General features: G+C 40.0%; 18 protein-coding genes. 4 read left to right on the forward strand and 14 right to left on the reverse strand.

Translation table 11 applies throughout. The features are described from left to right. Nucleotides 1–166: 166 nt before the first annotated feature. From odhB to sdhC, 6 genes are all read right to left on the reverse strand, one after another. The gene (gene odhB / locus I6E78_RS13580) at nt 167–1705 is read right to left on the reverse strand and encodes a 2-oxoglutarate dehydrogenase complex dihydrolipoyllysine-residue succinyltransferase (RefSeq protein WP_011328324.1); all 1539 of its coding nucleotides are present in this window, start codon (nt 1703–1705) and stop codon (nt 167–169) included. Nucleotides 1706–1708: 3 nt separating this feature from the next. Continuing rightward, the gene (sucA, locus tag I6E78_RS13585; RefSeq protein WP_197182704.1) at nt 1709–4528 is read right to left on the reverse strand and encodes a 2-oxoglutarate dehydrogenase E1 component; all 2820 of its coding nucleotides are present in this window, start codon (nt 4526–4528) and stop codon (nt 1709–1711) included. An 88-nt stretch (nt 4529–4616) separates the two neighbouring features. Further along, nucleotides 4617–5333, reverse strand: coding sequence for a succinate dehydrogenase iron-sulfur subunit (locus tag I6E78_RS13590; RefSeq protein WP_011328326.1), 717 nt, complete (start codon nt 5331–5333; stop codon nt 4617–4619). Nucleotides 5334–5343: 10 nt separating this feature from the next. Beyond that, nucleotides 5344–7116 carry a succinate dehydrogenase flavoprotein subunit gene (gene sdhA / locus I6E78_RS13595; protein ID WP_011328327.1) on the reverse strand — a complete coding sequence of 591 codons (1773 nt, stop codon included), beginning with the start codon at nt 7114–7116 and terminating at the stop codon, nt 5344–5346. Continuing rightward, a complete protein-coding gene (sdhD, locus tag I6E78_RS13600) occupies nt 7117–7464 on the reverse strand; it encodes a succinate dehydrogenase, hydrophobic membrane anchor protein (protein WP_011328328.1) in 348 nt (115 codons plus the stop codon). Next, nucleotides 7455–7832 (reverse strand): succinate dehydrogenase, cytochrome b556 subunit, encoded by a 378-nt coding sequence (sdhC, locus tag I6E78_RS13605; protein ID WP_011328329.1) that lies wholly within the window; start codon nt 7830–7832, stop codon nt 7455–7457. The genes sdhD and sdhC overlap by 10 nt, the downstream gene beginning before the upstream one ends. A gap of 406 nt (nt 7833–8238) precedes the next feature. Here sdhC and I6E78_RS13610 point away from each other — a divergent pair, with 406 nt between their 5' ends. From I6E78_RS13610 to I6E78_RS13620, 3 genes are all read left to right on the forward strand, one after another. Beyond that, entirely contained in the window at nt 8239–9525 is a 1287-nt protein-coding gene (locus I6E78_RS13610; RefSeq protein WP_011328331.1) for a citrate synthase, read from the forward strand. 124 nt (nt 9526–9649) lie between these two features. Beyond that, nucleotides 9650–10876 (forward strand): aminotransferase class V-fold PLP-dependent enzyme, encoded by a 1227-nt coding sequence (locus I6E78_RS13615; protein ID WP_086998567.1) that lies wholly within the window; start codon nt 9650–9652, stop codon nt 10874–10876. A gap of 14 nt (nt 10877–10890) precedes the next feature. Beyond that, a complete protein-coding gene (locus I6E78_RS13620; RefSeq protein ID WP_011328333.1) occupies nt 10891–11307 on the forward strand; it encodes a SufE family protein in 417 nt (138 codons plus the stop codon). Nucleotides 11308–11341: 34 nt separating this feature from the next. On the opposite strand, the gene tcdA is transcribed toward I6E78_RS13620, so the two are convergent. From tcdA to I6E78_RS13655, 7 genes are read right to left on the reverse strand one after another with little or no spacing between them, the layout of a single operon-like run. Beyond that, nucleotides 11342–12148, reverse strand: a complete 807-nt coding sequence (tcdA, locus tag I6E78_RS13625) for a tRNA cyclic N6-threonylcarbamoyladenosine(37) synthase TcdA (RefSeq protein ID WP_197182705.1) — start codon at nt 12146–12148, stop codon at nt 11342–11344. Further along, complete coding sequence (locus I6E78_RS13630; protein WP_197182706.1) at nt 12149–12829, reverse strand: TIGR01621 family pseudouridine synthase; 681 nt, start codon at nt 12827–12829, stop codon at nt 12149–12151. It abuts the gene before it with no gap. Beyond that, complete coding sequence (gene kdsB / locus I6E78_RS13635) at nt 12826–13587, reverse strand: 3-deoxy-manno-octulosonate cytidylyltransferase (protein ID WP_011328336.1); 762 nt, start codon at nt 13585–13587, stop codon at nt 12826–12828. Before kdsB ends, I6E78_RS13630 begins: the two co-directional genes overlap by 4 nt. After that, the gene (locus I6E78_RS13640; RefSeq protein ID WP_011328337.1) at nt 13575–13772 is read right to left on the reverse strand and encodes a Trm112 family protein; all 198 of its coding nucleotides are present in this window, start codon (nt 13770–13772) and stop codon (nt 13575–13577) included. Before I6E78_RS13640 ends, kdsB begins: the two co-directional genes overlap by 13 nt. Next, nucleotides 13762–14742 carry a tetraacyldisaccharide 4'-kinase gene (gene lpxK, locus I6E78_RS13645; protein ID WP_089368349.1) on the reverse strand — a complete coding sequence of 327 codons (981 nt, stop codon included), beginning with the start codon at nt 14740–14742 and terminating at the stop codon, nt 13762–13764. Before lpxK ends, I6E78_RS13640 begins: the two co-directional genes overlap by 11 nt. Then, on the reverse strand, nt 14739–16484 hold the full coding sequence (msbA, locus tag I6E78_RS13650; RefSeq protein ID WP_011328339.1) for a lipid A export permease/ATP-binding protein MsbA: 1746 nt from the start codon (nt 16482–16484) through the stop codon (nt 14739–14741). The genes lpxK and msbA overlap by 4 nt, the downstream gene beginning before the upstream one ends. A 60-nt stretch (nt 16485–16544) precedes the next feature. Next, a complete protein-coding gene (locus tag I6E78_RS13655) occupies nt 16545–18812 on the reverse strand; it encodes a DNA internalization-related competence protein ComEC/Rec2 (protein WP_197182707.1) in 2268 nt (755 codons plus the stop codon). Here I6E78_RS13655 and I6E78_RS13660 point away from each other — a divergent pair. Continuing rightward, complete coding sequence (locus I6E78_RS13660) at nt 18792–19298, forward strand: DUF2062 domain-containing protein (protein ID WP_011328341.1); 507 nt, start codon at nt 18792–18794, stop codon at nt 19296–19298. The two genes, I6E78_RS13655 and I6E78_RS13660, sit on opposite strands and share 21 nt — an antisense overlap. A gap of 93 nt (nt 19299–19391) precedes the next feature. Here I6E78_RS13660 and I6E78_RS13665 read toward each other — a convergent pair whose 3' ends face one another. Then, nucleotides 19392–21131 (reverse strand): DUF3466 family protein, encoded by a 1740-nt coding sequence (locus I6E78_RS13665; RefSeq protein ID WP_182683468.1) that lies wholly within the window; start codon nt 21129–21131, stop codon nt 19392–19394. Nucleotides 21132–21134: the final 3 nt, after the last annotated feature.

Consider the following 21134-nt stretch of genomic DNA (forward strand, 5'->3'; position numbering starts at 1 on the left):
CAAATTTTTATACTAAAAGAGCCGAATATTTTTTCAAATAAACAACTATCCCAAATTGCGACCATAGTATAGATCCCAAGGCTTAACATGAAAACCCCAGTATGACCAAAGGCGCAAAAAAAAAGCTGTGAATGTTCATTCACAGCTTACATTTCATACAACTAAATTAAACATCCAGTAATAAGCGTGTTGGATCTTCAAGTAACTCTTTAATTGTTACTAAGAAGCCAACAGATTCTTTGCCATCAATGATGCGGTGGTCATAAGAAAGTGCTAAATACATCATAGGAAGTATTTCTACTTTACCGTTTACAGCCATTGGACGATCTTGGATTTTATGCATACCCAAAATTGAAGACTGCGGTAAATTAATGATAGGAGTAGATAGTAAAGAACCAAATACACCGCCATTTGTAATAGTGAAGTTACCACCCGTCATATCATCAAGTGTTAGCTTACCATCACGACCTTTTAGTGCTAGCTCACGAATACCTTTTTCGATTTCTGCAACTGATAACTTGTCACAATCTTTAAGTACTGGCGTTACTAGACCACGAGGTGTAGATACAGCGATGCTGATGTCGAAGTAGTTGTGATAAACAATATCGTCACCATCAATTGATGCATTTACATCTGGGAAGCGCTTAAGTGCTTCAGTAACCGCTTTCACGTAGAAAGACATGAAACCTAAACGAATACCGTGGCGCTTTTCAAACACTTCTTGATACTGCTTACGAAGGCTCATGATAGGTTCCATGTTCACTTCGTTGAATGTTGTTAACATTGCAGTTGAGTTTTTCGCTTCAAGTAAGCGCTTAGCAATTGTTTTACGTAAACGCGTCATAGGAACACGTTTTTGTGTACGATCGCCCATTGCTGCTGCAGGTGCCGCCGCTGGTGCTGCTTTTGCCGCTGGTGCAGGTGCTTTTAAGAAAGTATCTACGTCTTCTTTAGTTACACGACCGTTTTTACCCGTGCCTTTAATTTTTGCAGCGTCTAGGCCTTTTTCAGCAATTAAACGACGTACTGAAGGTGTTAACACATCAGAGCTGTCGTTTGACTCACTTGCTGCTGGTGCAGCTGCGTCTGCTTTTTTAGCTGGTGCTGCTGGAGCGCCGCCCGCTTTAACCGAACCAATTACTTGCTCGCCTAATACAGTGTCGCCTTCGCCGTGGATTATTTCACCCATGATACCGTCTTCTTGAGCAACAACCTCAAGTACCACTTTATCAGTTTCAATATCTACTAAGTTTTGATCGCGAGTTACTGCGTCGCCTGCTTGTACATGCCATGTAGCAATTGTTGCGTCTGCAACTGATTCTGGAAGTACAGGAACTTTAATATCCACTTCTTTACCTTCTGATGCTGGTGCTGATTGCGCCGCTGGCGCGTCTTCTGATTTAGTTGCTGCAGATTCTTCAGTTGAAGAGTCTTCTTTTGGTGCATCTTCACTTGCTGGTGCTGCATCAGCATCGCCAAGTAAACCGATAACTTGATCGCCAAGTACCGTAGCGCCTTCTTCTTGTGTAATTTCAGTAATCACACCGTCATGTTGCGCAACAACTTCTAAAACCACTTTATCTGTTTCAATGTCTACTAAGTTTTGGTCGCGAGTTACTTTGTCGCCAACACTTACATGCCATGTAGCAACGGTAGCATCTGCAACCGACTCAGGAAGAACAGGAACTTTAATTTCTGTGCTCATTGCTTATCCTTTATTTTCGATAGTAAGCGCGTCGGCAACGAGCGCTTGTTGTTCTTTAGTATGTACTGACATATAACCACATGCTGGTGATGCTGAAGCCTTACGACCCGCATACGTTAGTTTAGCGTTTTGTGGAATAGCATCTTTGAAGTGATGTTGCGAGCAATACCATGCACCTTGGTTTTGCGGCTCTTCTTGACACCATACAAAATCAGTTACGTGCTGGTAACGCTCTATAATAGTTTTCATTTCGTCGTGTGGGAACGGGTAAAGCTGCTCTACACGTACGATTGCAATATTATCTTGTTCAAGCTTGCGGCGCTCTTGTAATAGTTCATAGTAAACTTTACCACTACAAAAAATAACGCGTTCTACTTTCTCAGGGTTAATATCATCAATTTCGTCAATCACATTATGAAAAACACCTGCAGAGAGTTCTTCTAGCGAAGACACTGCTAACGGATGGCGTAGTAATGACTTAGGCGTCATAACAATCAGTGGACGACGCAATGGTCTAACTGATTGACGACGAAGCATTGCATATACTTGCGCTGGCGTTGAAGGTACACATACTTGCATATTGTGATCAGCACAAAGTTGTAAAAAGCGCTCTAAGCGTGCAGAGCTGTGCTCTGGACCTTGGCCTTCGTAACCATGTGGTAATAAAATAGTAAGGCCGCATAAACGCCCCCACTTTTGCTCACCCGAGCTTAAAAACTGATCAAATACAACTTGTGCGCCGTTTGCAAAGTCACCAAACTGTGCTTCCCAAATAATTAATGACGTTGGCTCTGCGGTTGCGTAACCATATTCAAAAGCAACAACCGCTTCTTCAGAAAGAACTGAATCGAATACTTGGAAAGTACCTTGATCTTTACCAACATGCTCAAGTGGAGTGTAAGTCGCACCATCGGCTTGACTATGTACTACCGCATGGCGATGGAAGAAAGTACCACGACCAGAATCTTGTCCAGTAAAACGAATATCTGTGCCTTCTGCTGCAATAGTTGCATAAGCTAGTGTTTCTGCCATGCCCCAATCAAGCGGCTTTTCGCCAGATGCCATTAGCTTACGATCGTCGTAAATTTTCTTCACGCGCGATTGCGCTTTATGATTCTCTGGGTAGCTAGACACTATGTTGCCAAGCTCTTTTAGTTTTTCAACCGAGACACTTGCATCGTAATCAACACTCCATTCATGGCCAACATACTTTGCCCAATCTGATGAATGTGATGTTTCTGGCTGTATTTCATCAACCACACAATTACCTTCGTCTAAACCATTACGGTAATCATCAACAAGTGCTTTAACCTCATCTTCAGTGAATGAGCCTTCGGCAATTAATTGATCAGCGTAAATTAAACGTGGAACTGGATGCTTTTTAATTTTTTGATACATAACAGGCTGAGTAGCATTAGGCTCATCAGCTTCGTTATGACCATGGCGACGGTAACAAACAAGGTCAATTACAACGTCACGCTTAAATTGGTTTCTGAAATCAAGTGCCAGTTGAGTAACAAATGCCACTGCTTCTGGATCGTCAGAATTAACATGAAATATTGGCGACTGCACCATTTTAGCAATGTCAGTACAGTATGGAGTAGAACGTACATCGTCTTGTTTAGACGTTGTAAAACCAACTTGGTTATTTACTACTATACGAATACTACCGCCACAGCTAAAGGCGTTTGTTTGTGACATGTTAAATGTTTCTTGTACAACACCTTGACCAGCAATTGCTGAGTCGCCATGAATAGTAATTGGCAGTGCTTTAATACCTGAGCTGTCACCTAAGCGGTCTAAACGAGCACGTACTGAGCCCATAACCACTGGATTTACAATTTCAAGATGCGATGGGTTAAACGCAAGTGCCATGTGCACATTGCCACCTTTAGTAGCAAAGTCAGATGAGTAACCCATGTGGTATTTAACATCACCCGAGCTTAACGTGTCTTTGTGTTTACCGGCAAACTCATCAAATAACTCTGATGGATTTTTACCAAGTACGTTCACAAGTACGTTTAAACGGCCGCGGTGAGCCATACCAATAACAGCTTCTTTTTGGCCACTTTCACCGGCGCGGTGAATCAGCTCTTTAAGCATAGGTACTAACGCATCGCCACCTTCAAGTGAGAAGCGCTTAGCACCTGGGAACTTAGCCCCTAAATATTTTTCAAGACCATCGGCTGCGGTTAATCCTTTGAGGATACGTAGCTTTTCGTCTTTATTGAATTTTGGCCTAGACTGAACAGACTCTAAACGCTGTTGTAACCAACGTTTTTCTTCTGTTGATGTGATGTGCATATACTCGGCGCCAATAGAACCACAATACGTGGTTTTTAGTGCTTGGTATAACTCACCTAGAGGCATAGTATCGCGCCCTACAGCAAACGATCCTACATTAAATTCGCGGTCAAAGTCAGCATTGGATAGGTCGTGGTAATCTAGCTCTAAATCTCGTACGCGCTCTCGCTGCCAAATACCTAACGGATCTAAGTTAGCATTTTGGTGTCCACGAAAACGGAAAGCATTAATAAGTTGCAATACTTTAACCTGTTTAAGGTCACCGCCACTGCCCTCTGCTACCACTACTTCTCTATGCTTGTTTTTAGCAAGCGCCGCAAACTGTGCTCGAACTTCTGAATGTTTTACTTCAACATCCACACCATCAACTTTAGGTAATTGTTCAAACACTTCTCGCCATTCTTCTGGCACCGAAGTCGCATCGTCTAAATACGCTTCATAAAGCTCTTCAATATAAGCAACGTTACCGCCGTTTAAATGTGAAGATTCTAGCCATGCCTTCATCACACCTTCGTGCATTTATAAGCCCTTTTCTTTAGCGCAGAAATTAATAGTTATGATAACAGGATGACTAATTAGTATTAGCCATCCTACATTTACTAAGTAATTAAACCGCTCGGTTTAATAACATAGATTTTATTTGTCCAATTGCTTTAGTCGGATTAAGACCCTTAGGACAAACGCTAACACAGTTCATTATACTGTGGCAACGGAACACACTGAAAGCATCGTCTAAGTCAGCTAAACGCTCTTCTGTTGCTGTATCTCGGCTATCAGCCAAGAAACGGTAAGCATGAAGAAGGCCTGCTGGACCAATGAACTTGTCTGGATTCCACCAGAACGAAGGACACGATGTTGAACAACATGCACATAAAATACACTCATAAAGCCCATCTAACTTATCACGTTCTTCGATTGTTTGAAGACGCTCGCCAGCTGCAGGCGTGTCATTAATTAGATACGGTTTAACTTTTTCGTATTGAGTGTAGAACTGACTCATGTCAATAACAAGGTCACGAACCACAGGTAAGCCTGGTAATGGACGCACTACTATTTTACCTTTGCCACCTTTTTGCAGCGTAGATAAAGGAGTGATACATGCCAAACCATTTTTACCATTCATGTTAACACCATCAGATCCACACACGCCTTCACGGCATGAACGACGGAAAGATAATGTTGGATCTTGTTCTTTTAAAAGAATAAGTGCATCCAAAACCATCATGTCGTGACCTTCCTCTGTTTGCAAGGTGTATTCTTGCATACGAGGTGCGTTGTCAACATCGGGATTATAACGATAAACTGAAAATTGTACTTGTGCCATCGTCTATCTCCTAGTACACACGTGCTTTAGGTGGGAAAGCTTCACGCGACTTAGGCGCGTAGTTTACGTCACGCTTGCTCATTTCATCCGTTAACGGATTAAATACTGAGTGACATAACCAGTTTTCGTCATCACGATCTGGGAAGTCAAAGCGAGAATGTGCACCACGGCTTTCGGTACGGAAGTTTGCAGCTACTGCAGTTGAGTAAGCTGTTTCCATTAAGTTATCTAGTTCAAGACATTCAATACGCTGCGTGTTGAAGTCTGATGATTTATCATCAAGACGTGCATGTTGCAGACGTTCACGAATTTCTTTAAGTTCTTGCAGACCAGCAGCCATTGAGTCACCTTCACGAAATACCGAGAAGTTAAGTTGCATACATTGCTGTAAGTCTTTTTTGATTTGAACTGGATCTTCACCTTGGCCAGCCGTTGAATTTTCCCAACGATTGTAACGTGCAAGTGATGTTTCTAAATCAGACTCTGATGCCGCTTTAGAAATTTCAACATCATTTAGGTATTTACCTAAGAAGTTACCGGCCGCACGACCAAATACCACTAAATCAAGTAATGAGTTACCACCTAAGCGGTTAGCACCGTGTACTGATACACAGGCAATCTCACCTACCGCAAACAAACCTTCAACGATTGTTTCTTTGCCGTTTGCGTCGATTTGTAGCGCTTGACCATTTACGTTGGTTGGCACGCCACCCATCATGTAATGACATGTAGGAATTACTGGAATTGGTTCTTTTGCAGGGTCAACGTGAGCAAATGTTTTAGCAAGGTCACATACACCAGGAAGACGCAGATTTAGTGTTTCTGCACCTAAGTGATCTAGTTTTAGCTTAAGGTGAGGACCCCAAGGACCATCACAACCACGACCTTCACGGATCTCAGTCATCATTGAACGTGCAACCACATCGCGAGACGCTAAGTCTTTTGCGTTTGGTGCATAACGTTCCATGAAGCGCTCGCCATCTTTATTTAAAAGATAACCACCTTCGCCACGACAACCTTCGGTTACTAGCGTACCCGCGCCAGCAATACCCGTTGGGTGGAACTGCCACATTTCCATATCTTGCATAGAAATACCAGCACGTGTTGCCATACCAACGCCGTCGCCGGTGTTGATGTGCGCATTAGTAGTTGATGCAAAAATACGACCCGCACCACCTGTTGCTAATACTACTGCTTTAGATTTGAAATAAGTGATTTCACCTGTTTCAATTTCAATTGCAGTACAACCTACTACATCACCATTATCGTTTTTAACTAAATCAAGTGCATACCATTCTGAGAATACATTTGTTTTGTTTTTAACATTTTGTTGATAAAGAAGGTGTAATAGTGCGTGACCAGTACGATCGGCAGCTGCCGCAGTACGTGCAGCTTGTTCACCACCAAAGTTTTTCGATTGACCACCGAAAGGACGTTGGTAAACACGGCCATTTTCAAAGCGAGAAAATGGGAGACCCATGTTTTCTAATTCAGTAATAGCTTCTGGGCCTGTTTGACACATATATTCAATAGCGTCTTGGTCACCGATAAAATCGGAGCCCTTAACGGTATCGTACATGTGCCATTCCCAGTTATCTTCGTGCGAGTTACCAAGCGCTACTGTAATACCACCCTGTGCTGATACAGTGTGTGAGCGAGTTGGAAATACTTTAGAGATTAAAGCACACGTTTTGCCAGACTCAGTAATAGCTAAAGCAGCGCGCATACCTGCACCACCGGCACCGATTACTACGGCGTCAAATTCACGAACAGAATATTTCACTTATACACCCCATAATACGATTAGACCAATAGCTACGTAAGCAAAGGCCATTAGGTTTAGTACAAAGCCTAAAACAGCACGAAGCTTAGCGCACTTAACATAGTCTGTTAGAACTTGCCAAAGGCCAATGCGGGTATGAACCATAATGCAAACCAGGGCAATTAAAGTAAACCCTTTCATTGCTAGGTTAGAGAAGAGGCCTGTCCAGGCTTCGAAAGTGACTTCTGGCGTTGCTAAAAAATAGCCGATAATAAAAATCGCATACGCGCTTATTATTAATGCCGTGGTACGTAAAGATACGAAATCTTGTACACCATCACGTTTAAGAGTTGCTTGATTTAAAACCATATCCACACCCCTGCCAATACGGCAAACACAACGCCAAGAGCCATTGCAATTTTAGCGCTGAGGTTACCTGATTCAAGTTCTTCCCAATGTCCCATATCCATAATCATATGGCGAATACCACCAATAAGGTGATAACCCAATACAGACACGGTGCCCCAAGCAATAAATTTGGCAATGAATCCGTTAAACAGACCCTTGACGAATTCAAAACCTTCAGCAGAAGAAAGAGACTCTGACCAAGCCCAAATGACAAACGTTAAAGCAAAAAATAATGCAACACCGGTGACGCGGTGGAAAATTGACGCTTTAGCCGTTGCCGGCATAGATATAGTTGTTAGATCTAGATTTACAGGTCTTTGCTTTTTCACAGTTACTTGCCCATCTTGCCCACAGTGGGGCTCATCTACTTGTTTTTCTAAAACCCACCAAATATTTCTGATGGAACTATCAAAATAAACGTCTCTTTACAAATAAAGTTCACTATAATGCAAAAATTATAATGTAAAAATATGTTTACCTAAATACAATACGGTTAAAAACCTTCGACAGTATATATAGCCGCAGGCCTTTTTACAATTCTTGTTTAGTTAGAGCCATTTGCAAATTAGCCAATGGTATAATATTCAAACCATACCGAATATTTATTATACGTATACGCATAATGCTTATAAAAATTGACTTTATACCCCTCTTTCACGTTAAAATGAGAAGATGTGCTTAAAACAGATTTTAGAGTATAAAATCAGAATAGTTATCTTAATAGGAGATACATAGATGGCGGATAAGAAAGCCACAGTCCATATTGATGGTCTAGATCCAATCGAACTTCCAATTTATCAAGGTACTGCTGGCCAGGATGTAATTGACGTACGTACATTAGGTTCACATGGTCACTTTACTTACGATCCAGGTTTTATGTCGACTGGCTCTTGTGAATCTACAATTACTTATATTGATGGCGGCAAAGGTGTTCTACTTCATCGTGGTTACCCAATTGAGCAGCTTGCTGAAGACTCTAACTATGTAGAGCTATGTTACTTACTATTAAACGGTGAGTTACCTTCAAAAGAGCAGTATGAAGAATTTGCACAACAAATCACTCGCAGCACTATGCTAGATGAAAAAATTGCAACTTTCTTCCAAGGTTTCCGTTTTGATGCACATCCTATGGCAATGCTATGTGGCGTGGTTGGTGCTTTATCATCTTTTTATCATGAAGATCTTGATATTACAGACGCAAGCCAACGCAAAACAAGTGCAATTAAATTAGTAGCTAAGTTACCTACTATTGCAGCTATGGCTTATAAAACAAACATTGGCCAACCATTTGTATACCCACGTAACGATTTAAGCTACGCCGAAAACTTCTTACATATGATGTTCTCTGTACCTGCTGAAGAGTATAAAGTTAACCCTGTAACGGCTAAAGCTATGGATAAAATATTCATGCTTCATGCTGATCATGAACAAAACGCATCAACGTCTACTGTACGTCTTGCAGGTTCATCTGGTGCTAACCCATATGCTTGTATTGCTGCTGGTATCGCATCTCTTTGGGGCCCTGCACACGGCGGCGCTAACGAAGCATGTTTAAACATGTTAGAAGAAATTGGTTCTGTTGATCGCATTGACGAATACGTAGCTAAAGCAAAAGATAAGTCAGACCCGTTCCGTCTTATGGGCTTTGGTCACCGTGTTTACAAAAACTTTGATCCACGTGCAACGGTAATGCGTCAAACGTGTCACGAAGTACTTGCTGAGCTAAATATTCAAGATCCATTGCTTGATATTGCAATGAAGCTTGAGCAAATTGCGCTTGAAGACCCGTACTTTGTTGAGAAGAAACTCTACCCTAACGTAGATTTTTACTCAGGTATTATCTTAAAAGCGATCGGTATTCCAACAAGCATGTTCACTGTAATTTTTGCAATGGCACGTACTGTTGGTTGGATCACTCACTGGGATGAGATGCTATCTCAACCTGGTCATAAGATCAGCCGCCCACGTCAGCTTTACACGGGTTACACACAACGTGACTACAAAGCAACTGACAAGCGTTAATTCGCTGTAATATTGCTTAAGTATTTTAAAGGTCGCTATTGCGGCCTTTTTTGTTACTCAGCACTTGAGAATTATCTTAAACAGATTACAATTCTCGGCCTAAATTGACTAATTAAATGAGCTTATGTCTGTTTCCACGTTTGATATCACTAAAATACGTAATGATTTCCCTATCCTAAATCAAACGATTAATAGCCAAACTTTAACTTATTTAGACTCTGGGGCAACCACACAAAAGCCACAATGCGTTATTGATACCACGGCACAGTTTTATGCAGCGCAAAACGCGAACGTACATCGTGGACGCCATACCCTCAGTGAGCAGGCTACTTATCGTTATGAGCAAGTACGCGATAAAGCTGCAGAATTTTTTGGTGTTAATAGTAATGAAATTGTATGGACTAAAGGGGCAACTGAAGCTATAAACTTAGTCGCTAATGGCTTAAAAAATCAAATAAAAGCCAGCGATACCATCATTATTACGCCTATTGAGCATCATGCTAATATTGTACCTTGGCAGGTTTTGTCTCAGCAAACTGGTGCTAAGCTTGCTATTTTACCGCTTAACGACGATGCCACCTTTGATATACCTGCATGCTGTGAATTTATAAAGCAGCATAAACCTAAGTTATTGGCCATTAGCCAAGCCTCTAATGCGCTTGGTAATATCACTAATTTAGCGCCGTTAATTGCCAGTGCGAAAGCGGTAGGCGCATTAGTACTGGTTGATGGCGCACAAGGAGCAATGCATTTAAAAGCTAATTTAAGCACACTTAATTGTGATTTTTACGTTTTTTCTGCCCATAAAATGCTGGGGCCAACCGGTTTAGGTGGCTTATATGGCCGCTACGAGCAATTAAATGCCCTCACCCCATACCAAACCGGGGGAGAAATGATCCAAACCGTAACCTTAACGCACAGCACTTATCGCGATGCACCGGCAAAGTTTGAATCGGGGACGCCAAATATTGCCGGCGTATTAGGCTTTGGTGCAGCACTTGAGTATATAAATGCATTAAATCACCCTGCTTTAATTGAATATGAACAAACGCTATTTAATTATGCAGCCAATAAACTACAGCAAATTGATGGCATCACCCTATTTAGTGACCTTAAGCATAATATTGGCACTTTATGTTTTAACTATAAAGATGAGCATCCATACGATTTGGCAACTTTACTTGACGGATATGGGGTTGCACTGCGCAGTGGCCATCATTGCACTCAGCCTTTAATGGCGCATTTAGGGGTCAATGGCACCCTTAGAGCAAGCTTAGCTTTCTATAATAACCATACAGATGTAGATAATTTTATTGATGCACTACAAAAATGCATTGCTCTATTAGACTAATGTTGGATAAGAATATGACAAATACTTTTAATAAAGCAGCCCAAGGGATAAAAAATGCACCTGCATGGCAGCAAAAATACCGAGAAATAATGTTACTTGGTAAAACATTACCAGTACTTGCTGACGTTTTGAAAATAGACAGCGCATTAGTTCCTGGCTGCGAAAGTAAAGTGTGGCTATTTGTGGAGTTTGATTTAACCGAAAATACACTCGTGGTGATAGGTGATTCTGATACCCGTATTGTAAAGGGCTTACTTGCCTTAATATTAGCGCTATACAATGGCCTTACCCCAGAGCAAGTACTGGAGATAAACGCCTATCAAGAGTTTGAAAAACTAGGGTTAATTAGCCACTTAAGTCCATCTAGAGGGAATGGTATTAAAGCCATGGTAGAGACGATTCAAACCATGGCTAAACAAAAAATAAGTTAAATTAACCCAAGATCAGGTTAAGTTATAAGCAGCGTTATGCTTGGGAGCTAAGTAAACGCTGTTTTTTATCTAAATATTTACGAACGGCTTTTGCAGCTACAAAAAAGCCAAAGCTGCCAGTGATCATAGTCACTGAGCCAAAGCCATTATTACAATCCATATTCATACTACCATCGGCATTTTGCTTAGCATGGCAAACACTGCCATCACTGCCTGGGTATACCAGCTGCTCTGTTGAATATACGCAATCAATATTAAACTTACGCTTAGGGTTATTACTAAAATTATATTGCTTGCGTAAAATATAACGCACTTTAGCTAAGAGTGGATCTTGGGTAGTTTTAGCCACATCGCCAAACGTAATTTGCCCCGGATCAGTTTGCCCACCTGCGCCGCCGGTAGTAATTACAGCTAGTTTATTGCGTTTACAATGCGCAATTAATGCCGCTTTTTCTTTCACTGCGTCAATACAATCAATAACATAATCAAAGCCCTGAATATGCTCATGAATGTTATCTAAAGTAATAAAGTCATCAATCACCTGCATTTCACATTGTGGGTTAATTAACTCACAACGCGCTTTCATCGCCTCCACTTTAGCTTGGCCAATGGTGCCGGTAAGTGCGTGTATTTGTCTATTTACATTAGTGGCACAAATATCATCTAAATCTATTAGGGTTAATTTGCCAACCCCAGTGCGCGCCAATGCTTCTGCGGCCCAACTACCAACACCACCAATGCCAACAACACAAAAATGTGCCTGCTGTAACCAGTCAAACTGTTGTTGTCCGTATAAACGTTTGATCCCGCCAAAACGTATGTCTGTTACTTTTTCAGTCATTTACCAATCCAGTTGCCATGGTGTTTTCCATGCTTGAAAATCTTGATGTTTAATTAATTGTGTAAACTCATCCCCATTATCGGGTAAAAGAGTAAATTGTATTTGCTGCTCATTCCATAAGAAATCAAGCGCAAATGCATGCAAGTAAGTACGTGCGCTATGCGCACCTGCATAAGAGGTATCACCTAATATAGGTGCGCCTATACTTTTTAGCGCTACTCTTAATTGGTGCGTTTTACCTGAGTAAGGTTTTAAAATATACCCCCTAAAACCGGGTTTATAACTTACAGAATAAAAACGACTAATAGCAGGATTAGCTGTTGTTGTAAGTAACTTAAAAGTACCACGGCGTGATTTTGCCATATCGCCTTTTATCCAACCCTGCTTTTTTTTAGGCTTGGCGTCGCTAATAGCCAAGTAAAACTTATTAATTGTGTGCTCAGTAAACATTTGCGTAAATTTAGCGGCGGCGAGTTTATTGCGCGCTAAAATAAGCAAGCCTGAGGTCACTTTATCGAGGCGGTGTACTGCAAAGAGTTTTTCATTTAATTGCTGCTCTGCTAATACCACAAAACCTGCGGCGTCTTCTGAATGAAAATTCAGCCCTGCAGGTTTTGCTAAAATATAAAAGTCGCTATGACTATACACAACTTTTAAATAGGCTTTATTCGTAATGCTCACGCGTGTTTACTTTGCAAATAGCTAATTACTTTAGCTAAATCTTCTGGCGTATCGACACCCGCTTGTGGAGTAATATGCGCTTGCTCTATTTTAATATTGTAGCCATGGTAAAGCACACGTAATTGTTCTAGTGATTCTAGCTGCTCTAGCGGCGACACACTTAGCTCAATATATTGCTTAATAAAACCAGCTCGGTAGGCATAAATACCCACATGGCGTTGAAACGGCGTTAAATCCAGCGTGCTCTGCTCGCCCATCATGGCGCTACGATCAAACGGAATACTGGCACGCGAAAAATACAATGCATTTTTATTAATATCGCTAACGACTTTAACTGCATTAGGATTAAAAACGTCTTCTTGCTCTTCTATCGCTACACTTAAAGTGGCCATAGGTGCAGTTGATTCATTTAATAACGTGGCAACTTGAGATACATTTTCTGGTGCCAATAATGGCTCATCACCTTGCACATTAACTACAATAGTGTTGTTATCAAGCTTAAGTAAATCAACAACCTCTGCTAAACGTTCCGTGCCTGACTGATGATCTTCACGCGTCATTAATACATCACTTGTAAAGGTACTCACAGCATCAAATACTTTTTGATGATCGGTCGCAATAACAACTTTACTCGCACCCGATAAACAGGCTTTTTCGTAAACATGCTGGATCATTGGCTTACCACAAATATCGGCTAGTGGTTTGCCTGGTAAACGGCTAGAAGCGTAACGCGCAGGAATAACAACTACGAATTCCACTTTTGTACCTCATCAAGTGACAATTCACGCGCTTCATTTTCAAGCAATACTGGAATGTCATCGATAACCGGATACGCCAACTTAGCGGCTGTACTTATTAGTTCGCTGTTTTCTTTATCAAAACGTAATTTACCCTTACATACTGGGCAGGCGATAATTTCGAGTAATTTTGTATCAAAGGCCATTGAGGATCCCTTTATCTTTTAATAATGAATTTAATTTGTTTATAACGCTATCGGTAGGTTGAGCATCCACTGGTAAGTAATACCAATTTTGTTTTGCAAAAGCACTACACTTTACAGCATCTTTTTCGGTCATTAACACATTTTCATCACCAAACTGAGTAAAATCATCAGCAGTGTATGCATAATGGTCTCGATAATGATGGGTTGATACTAAGGTAATGCCTTGTGCTTGTAATGACTGCTCAAAACGCAGCGGATTACCAATAGCACTCACAGCGTGGGCTGTTAATATAGGCTCTGTTAGCATACTATTATTGAGCACAGATTTTAAAGCTGCAGGCTGCAAATTATAACGTTGTGGGTTGTTGCCGCCATTTTCTATCACTAAATCAACGCTCTTTAAACGCTTTTTAGTTTCGCGAAGCGGGCCTGCTGGCATTAACAAACCGTTGCCAAATTGACGTGCACTATCAACAATACAGCATTCAATACTACGTGCCATTTTATAATGTTGCATGCCATCGTCAGATATAATTACATCAATAGCAGAGGTTTGTTCAAGTAATTCTATATTTTGTTGTCTGTTTGGGCCAACCGCTATGGGGCACTGCAAACGATGATATAAAAGTATCGGTTCATCGCCCGCCTCAAGCGTAGTACTGTTATGATCAACAAGCAATGGATATTGCTTAGCATGCCCGCCGTAGCCTCGGCTAATAATACCTACAGATAAACCTTGCTGAGTTAAATGAGCGTGTAGCCACAGTACAAATGGCGTTTTACCATTGCCGCCAACACTAATATTACCCACTACAATTACAGGTGTTTTGCTACTAAATTGCGTTAGTATACCGCATGTATAAAGCCATTTACGTAATGTTGATATTAGCCAAAACAGTGCAGCTAAAGGCAGTAATAATATAGTAATTAAACTGACAGGCTGATACCAGCTTTGTTCAATTTTGCTCACCCTTGCTCACCAAATTGCATTTTGCATAATGCTGAATAAGTGCCATTATTTGCCAGTAAACTTAAATGATCGCCACTTTCAATAACACTACCATTATCTATAACATAAATTCGGTCGCTATTTTCTATCGTCGATAAGCGATGCGCAATTACAATCGAGGTTTTGTCTTTCATTAATGCCTCGAGTGCTTGCTGAATTAGTTTTTCTGATTCAGTATCGAGCGCAGATGTTGCTTCATCAAGGATTAAAATAGGCGCATCTTTTAATATTGCACGAGCAATAGCAATACGTTGGCGTTGACCACCAGAGAGCATTACCCCATTTTCGCCAACCATAGTATTTAGCTGCTCTGGTAAGTCTTTTACAAACTCCCATACATGCGCTTGCTTGGCTACTTTTTCCAGTTCTTGCTGCGATATTTCACGCTGTAAACCGTAACAAATATTATTGGCAATGGAGTCGTTAAATAACACCACTTGTTGCGACACTAGCGCAAACTGACGACGTAAATCGGTTAGCTTATAATCATGCAGTGCAATGCCATCGAGTAAAATTTCACTAGGCGCTTCTAAATCATAATAACGTGGCAATAGGTTAGAAATAGTTGATTTACCTGAGCCCGAACGCCCAACTAAAGCAATGCTTTCACCCGCTTTAATCGTTAACGATAAATTGTTTAATACCGGCTCATCTTTAGTTGGGTATTTAAAGGTGACATTTTTAACTTCAATCAAGCCTTTTACTTTATCTACGCTTACAGTACCTGTGTCTTTTTCTACTTCCTCGTCGAGTATTAAAAACACACTTTGCGCGGCTGAAACTCCTCGCTGCATATCACTGTTTACATTAGCTAGCTGTTTAAGCGGGCGAAGTAACATCATCATTGATGAAATTAATACTACAAAGTCGCCTGAGCTTATGGTGTCAATCATCGAAGGCATTGACACAACCCATAAAATAACCGCCATAGCGCTGGCAGCCAATACTTGAATGATTGATACACTCAAGGCTTTAGTTGCGTCCATTTTAATTCGTTGCTGACGATTATGATTATTTACTTTTGAAAACTGATCTATTTCTTGATTTTGGCCACCAAAACCATGGATCACTTTATGACCGCTTAGCATTTGCTCTGAGCTACGAGTAACTTGCCCCATAGCTGATTGAATACTTTTAGAAATGTGTCTAAAGCGCTTTGACACCACAGTGACTATGACAGCAACTAAAGGAATAATAACTAAAAATATCAGCGATAATTGCCAACTGGTATAAAACATAACTGCGAGTAAAAACACCACAAAAGCGCCTTCACGCACTACAATTAATAATGCCTTGGTAATAGCTTGTTGTACTTGTTCGGTATCAAAGGTTATTTTGGAAATAAGATCGCCGGTGGAATTTTTATCATGAAACGATACCGGTAAATGTAGAATATGTTCAAACAACTCTTGGCGCAGCGAGCGTACAACTTGTGAGCCTACATAACTCAAACAATAAGACGACATAAAGTTAAATACACCACGCCCTATTACCAAGGCAATAACTACAAATGGTGCATATTTTAGTACATCAGCATTGCGCTCATTAAGACCTTCGTCAATAAACGGCTTCATAAGCTGAATAAATAAAGCATCCATACCTGAATACCCTATCATGCCAATAATAGCGACGATGGCGACTGTTCTGTACGCACCAACGTAAGAAATAAGACGTTTATAAATTTGTGTAGTACTTTGATCCATAACACTCTCTTTATACAGTTACAGCCCCTATTGTATCCTCAGGGAGGCTAAAACAAAACGTCAATCTTTAATAAACCAATAACTTTCACACTCTCTGGCCGTTTCAACATGCAGATTAGTACTATAAAATTTAATTCTAATTTGTCCTTGCTGCCCAGTAATATATTGCGCAGCGCCAATTTTGTTAAACCGCGCAACCACTTCATCATTAGGAAAATGCCATTGCCCTTTGTAAGCACTCGAATGCACCACAACTTTAGGGTTAACAGCCGCAATAAACTCACTACTTGATGAAGTACCACTACCATGATGCGGGCTTATTAATACATTGCTTGCTAAATTATATCCTGCGGCAATTAGTGCGTGCTCTCGTTGCTTAGAAATATCACCAGTAAAAAGTACACTGTGTTGCGCGCTACTAATTTTAACTACGCAGGAGTCATCGTTGTTATTGTTAAAAGTAATTGAACTAAACGTTTGTATTTTAAGCCCATAAAAATCCATAGTCATGGTTTTACATAAACTCGGTATACCATTTGGATGAAAAGCACTAAGAGTCGATTCAAAGCCTGCCTCAATAAAATGTTTAACTCCTCCTGCATGGTCGTTATCTTGATGGCTTAAAATAGCGGTCGCAACATTCAGGTTATTAGCTTTTATATACGGCAGTAAAATACTACGTGTACGGCTAAAGCGGTTAAAATAACTAGGGCCAAAATCATAAATTAATGCATTGTTATCTTTTTCTAACAACACCATCAAACCATGGCCAACATCAAATATGTTTACTTGCCAATCACTTTTGGAAGTAAAGTAACTATCAACCAGCAATACACTTAACGGGATACAAGCAAGCCATTTAAATTTCACTAAATACAGTAGTAGCATGGTTACATAACTAAACATTACTATATCTAAAGTAATTGTTCCTACATTAAACCAACGCCAGCCGGGCGGTATTGCCATTAATTGTTGATACAAAAAATACAATACGGGGTCAAATAACGACACTATCAGGCTCATATCAAGAATACTGCTCAATATCGCAACCACTAATAATAATGGCATAATGATAAAGGCGAGCAACGGAATAGCGATTAAGTTCAAGACTAACCCTGCCAAACTCACACCATTAAAAAAGTATAAAGACAAAGGCAATAAGCCTATAAATAGTGCCCCTTGTATAGCACATAACATGCCTACTTTAGCGATAACAGAGGCCCCCTTAAAGGGTACTTTTGTAATAACAATAAAGATGATAACCACAGCTAAAAATGAAAAATACAAACCAGGATTTAATACATTAAAAGGGTTAATCATTAAAACTAAAACCAAGGCGTATAAAATACTGCGCCAACGTAGCGATTGTTTAGCTAGGTAATACAATAATAAGTAGCACCCTAACATTATTAAAGCCCGGGTCGCAGAAACAATAAAATCGCTTAAATATACATAAACAAAAGCCGCTATAAAGCCCATTAAGCTATAACAAGTTGCAAGGTTAATTGTTTGTTTTATTCTAATTCTGGCGTGGCTTACAAGTGAGCGTGTTACAAAAAAAGCAAAGCCAAAAACTAACGAAATATGCAACCCAGAAATTGCCAGTAAATGGCTTAACCCCAGCGTTTGCATGGTCAGCTTTTGTTCAAAGTTCATTAAGGACTTGTCGCCCGTCAGCAGCGTATAATAAAGCCAGTTAAGCTTAGACTCTTTAAATATGTGTTTAATATAGTGGCGATAAGCTATAACGTGTTGGTTTCTTTTTGTATCAGTAATAATTAAATTTTTATTGAGTACTTTGCCTTTAAAAAATATTTTTTGTGTAAATGCATAAAGTTGATTGTCAAAAACAGTAAAATTTTTTGTGCTTCTAAAGTTTTTTAAATGTGCGTGAGCACTGAAGGTTGCGCCTACTTCTAATATTTGCGCTGAATCAACACTTAACATAGCACTGGGGGCAGTAAAATAAGCGTAATCTTGCTCATCAAGCTTAATAATTTTTGCTTTTATATATTGCGGAGCATTAGCTGATACAACGTCTTCAACAACTAACTTTACTGAATATGCATACTTTTCACCCTGCGCTGGTAGCTCAAACGAGTAAAAAAGTGTGAAATGCACTAAGATAGCAAAAATAGCGCAAATAAAGCCTAACAAAACATTTGAAAACGGCTTAAAATAAGCACTCGCAATTAGGATTGAAATTGTGATGAGTATAAATTCGAGGGTTTGAAAATAAAATACGGTTGCAATACTTCCGCACACAAATCCAAGACTAATCCACATTGATGTAAATGGTTGCTTTAAATGGCTAAAAAAACGATCCAACGATTTTTACCCGATCCAAATAAAATTAGGCATCACAAATCACTTAAAATATTTGGCCGTTTGTTACAAGACGCGAACCTTTGGCATTTAAATAGACGCTCTGCGCGTGGTGCATTTGCTGTCGGGTTATTTTTTGCGTTCATCCCTGTTCCTTTTCAAATGGTCCTAGCTGCAGCAACCGCTATAGTGTTTAGGGTAAACCTGCCCATTTCAGTGGCCTTAGTGTGGATAACTAACCCCGTTACCATGCCACCTATTTTTTACTGCTCTTATCTTATTGGCACCCTAGTACTAAACCAGCCAGAACAACATTTTTCCTTTGAAGCAAGCTGGCCTTGGTTTATCGAAAGCTTAACGACTATTGGTCCAGCATTTTTAGTTGGCTCCTTGGTGTCGGCATCAGTTGCCGCGATTATCGGCTATTTTGGAATAGATATTGTTTGGCGGCGTTCAGTTAGAAAAGCATGGTTAATACGTAACAAGTAGCCAATAGTTATAATGACTATAGACAAAAAAAGCCCAACTTAACAAGTTTGGGCTTTTTTAGTTTCTCGGCTTAAATTTTCGATTTAAATTCTATTAAAATCTAAATACTCGTCTAAACGCAATCAGTGGTAATAATAATAATCCATACCAAGAGAAGCTTGCAGAGCGACGCTCATACACTTCGGCATCAGGTGGTGCGCAATCCTCTATCGTGCCATTAGGTATTGGCGAAAGCTTTACTGCTACAGCAACACTTTCATATTCAGTTTTACCGTTAACATCGGTTACAACTTCACCTAATGAGTTACGCTTTTCAACAGTTTTAGTGGCCACACCAAATATTTCATTGTTTTCGTTAATCACTTTAGCTTCACTCATGCTATAGCCATAACTACTTGTACCGTCCATGTCGTAACACGGCAATAAGTCATTTAAATTAGTGATTTTATCATCACCTATTTTATAAATGAACGCAGCTGATCGACGTGAACTATCAGAAATACCAACCTCACCTTCGCCAACAATATAACCTTGATTATTTATACTGTTACCGTATGAGCTTGAGCTCGTAAAATAGCTATCTGGATAAACGGTAGTACCTGTTGCTATATCATGATAGAAAAACTTATTACGTAAAGCACCATCAACACGTCTTGTGGCATAACCTGTCACAATATTATTATCGTTAATTGCTAAAGATTTACCGCCTTGCCAACCGTCTGGTTGATTTATAAATTCAACCGCTTTGCCATCTTTAAAATACACCGGCATGGTTATAATAGTAGTATCTTTATCATAATAACGCGTGTTCGATACACCTGCTGCAATACCGTTCTTATTAACCGCAAATGCATTACTAATAAACGCAAAGTCAACTTCGTCTTCATAAGGAGTAAAGGCTAAACCTAGTACCTCGGTAGACGTGATATTAAATGCGTTATCAAGCGTCCATTTAGTTGCTTGCTTATTAAATATCCCACGGGTTGTTTGATTATTAATAACTTCAATACAGGTTGAAAATGGCTGATATTTATCATCACAGTTATCAGTAATATTGGTTTGACGCGTTTGCGGTATACCAAGTGACATATTACCAACAACAATATAACCATCTGCGGTTTTTACAATATCAGAGGCTTGGCTAGTACCACCATATTCACTAAATTGGGGTACTAAAGGAACTTCCATACCGCTTTCAGATATAACAATACCGCGCTCTATAAAGTCACGGGTAAACCACGGTTTAGGATCAGTTTCGTCCTCTATAGTAAACTCTATTTTATCAAAAGGAGCACTACCCCAACCAACTGTAGTGCCATCTTCTGCAACAGCGTTGTAAAAGTTAGTCACAGAGCGGGTAACGCCTGGGTAATCAGGCGAGTTTATATCAAACAAAGTTTGCTCAACAGCAGCGCCGCTATCATATTTTATTGCCGTTAGAGAGCTTAACTTTTGAAACTGATAATTAGCCGACACATTAGCTAAAAAACGGATCATGAAGCTATGCGCATCTGCATTAGTTGCTACAGCATTGTTTTTTTCTATGTCTTCTAACGTAAAAGTAATCTCTTTATCACTAAGCTCAAATGCATTAACTTCATTAGTGTAAGCGTTTTGAATTAAACTCAGTGAAAAATCAATATGCTCAATATCTACAGGTAAATTATATAAGCCATTAGCTATACCTATAATATGACCACTTTCACTTACATCGGTAACATAAGAATATTTCGCGCCTTCAAGTGCACCCAATTCCGTTAATTGATAAGTCGCACTTAATGCTGAAGTACTCATTGTTGCTAAAATACTGGCAGCGAGTAATTTATATTTCATTTT

This window comes from Pseudoalteromonas sp. NZS127 (genome assembly GCF_015864805.1).
Taxonomy (GTDB): Bacteria; Pseudomonadota; Gammaproteobacteria; order Enterobacterales; family Alteromonadaceae; genus Pseudoalteromonas; species Pseudoalteromonas nigrifaciens.

Excerpts from the sequence above, each read along its gene's own strand:
- I6E78_RS13620 (WP_011328333.1), top strand. The coding sequence starts at position 10,891 with ATGACAAATACTTTTAATAAAGCAGCCCAAGGGATAAAAAATGCACCT.
- I6E78_RS13610 (WP_011328331.1), top strand. The coding sequence starts at position 8,239 with ATGGCGGATAAGAAAGCCACAGTCCATATTGATGGTCTAGATCCAATC.
- sdhD (WP_011328328.1), bottom strand. The coding sequence starts at position 7,464 with ATGGTTTTAAATCAAGCAACTCTTAAACGTGATGGTGTACAAGATTTC.
- I6E78_RS13660 (WP_011328341.1), top strand. The coding sequence starts at position 18,792 with ATGGCTAAAAAAACGATCCAACGATTTTTACCCGATCCAAATAAAATT.
- tcdA (WP_197182705.1), bottom strand. The coding sequence starts at position 12,148 with ATGACTGAAAAAGTAACAGACATACGTTTTGGCGGGATCAAACGTTTA.
- msbA (WP_011328339.1), bottom strand. The coding sequence starts at position 16,484 with ATGGATCAAAGTACTACACAAATTTATAAACGTCTTATTTCTTACGTT.
- sucA (WP_197182704.1), bottom strand. The coding sequence starts at position 4,528 with ATGCACGAAGGTGTGATGAAGGCATGGCTAGAATCTTCACATTTAAAC.
- I6E78_RS13640 (WP_011328337.1), bottom strand. The coding sequence starts at position 13,772 with ATGGCCTTTGATACAAAATTACTCGAAATTATCGCCTGCCCAGTATGT.
- I6E78_RS13665 (WP_182683468.1), bottom strand. The coding sequence starts at position 21,131 with ATGAAATATAAATTACTCGCTGCCAGTATTTTAGCAACAATGAGTACT.
- odhB (WP_011328324.1), bottom strand. The coding sequence starts at position 1,705 with ATGAGCACAGAAATTAAAGTTCCTGTTCTTCCTGAGTCGGTTGCAGAT.
- I6E78_RS13590 (WP_011328326.1), bottom strand. The coding sequence starts at position 5,333 with ATGGCACAAGTACAATTTTCAGTTTATCGTTATAATCCCGATGTTGAC.
- I6E78_RS13615 (WP_086998567.1), top strand. The coding sequence starts at position 9,650 with ATGTCTGTTTCCACGTTTGATATCACTAAAATACGTAATGATTTCCCT.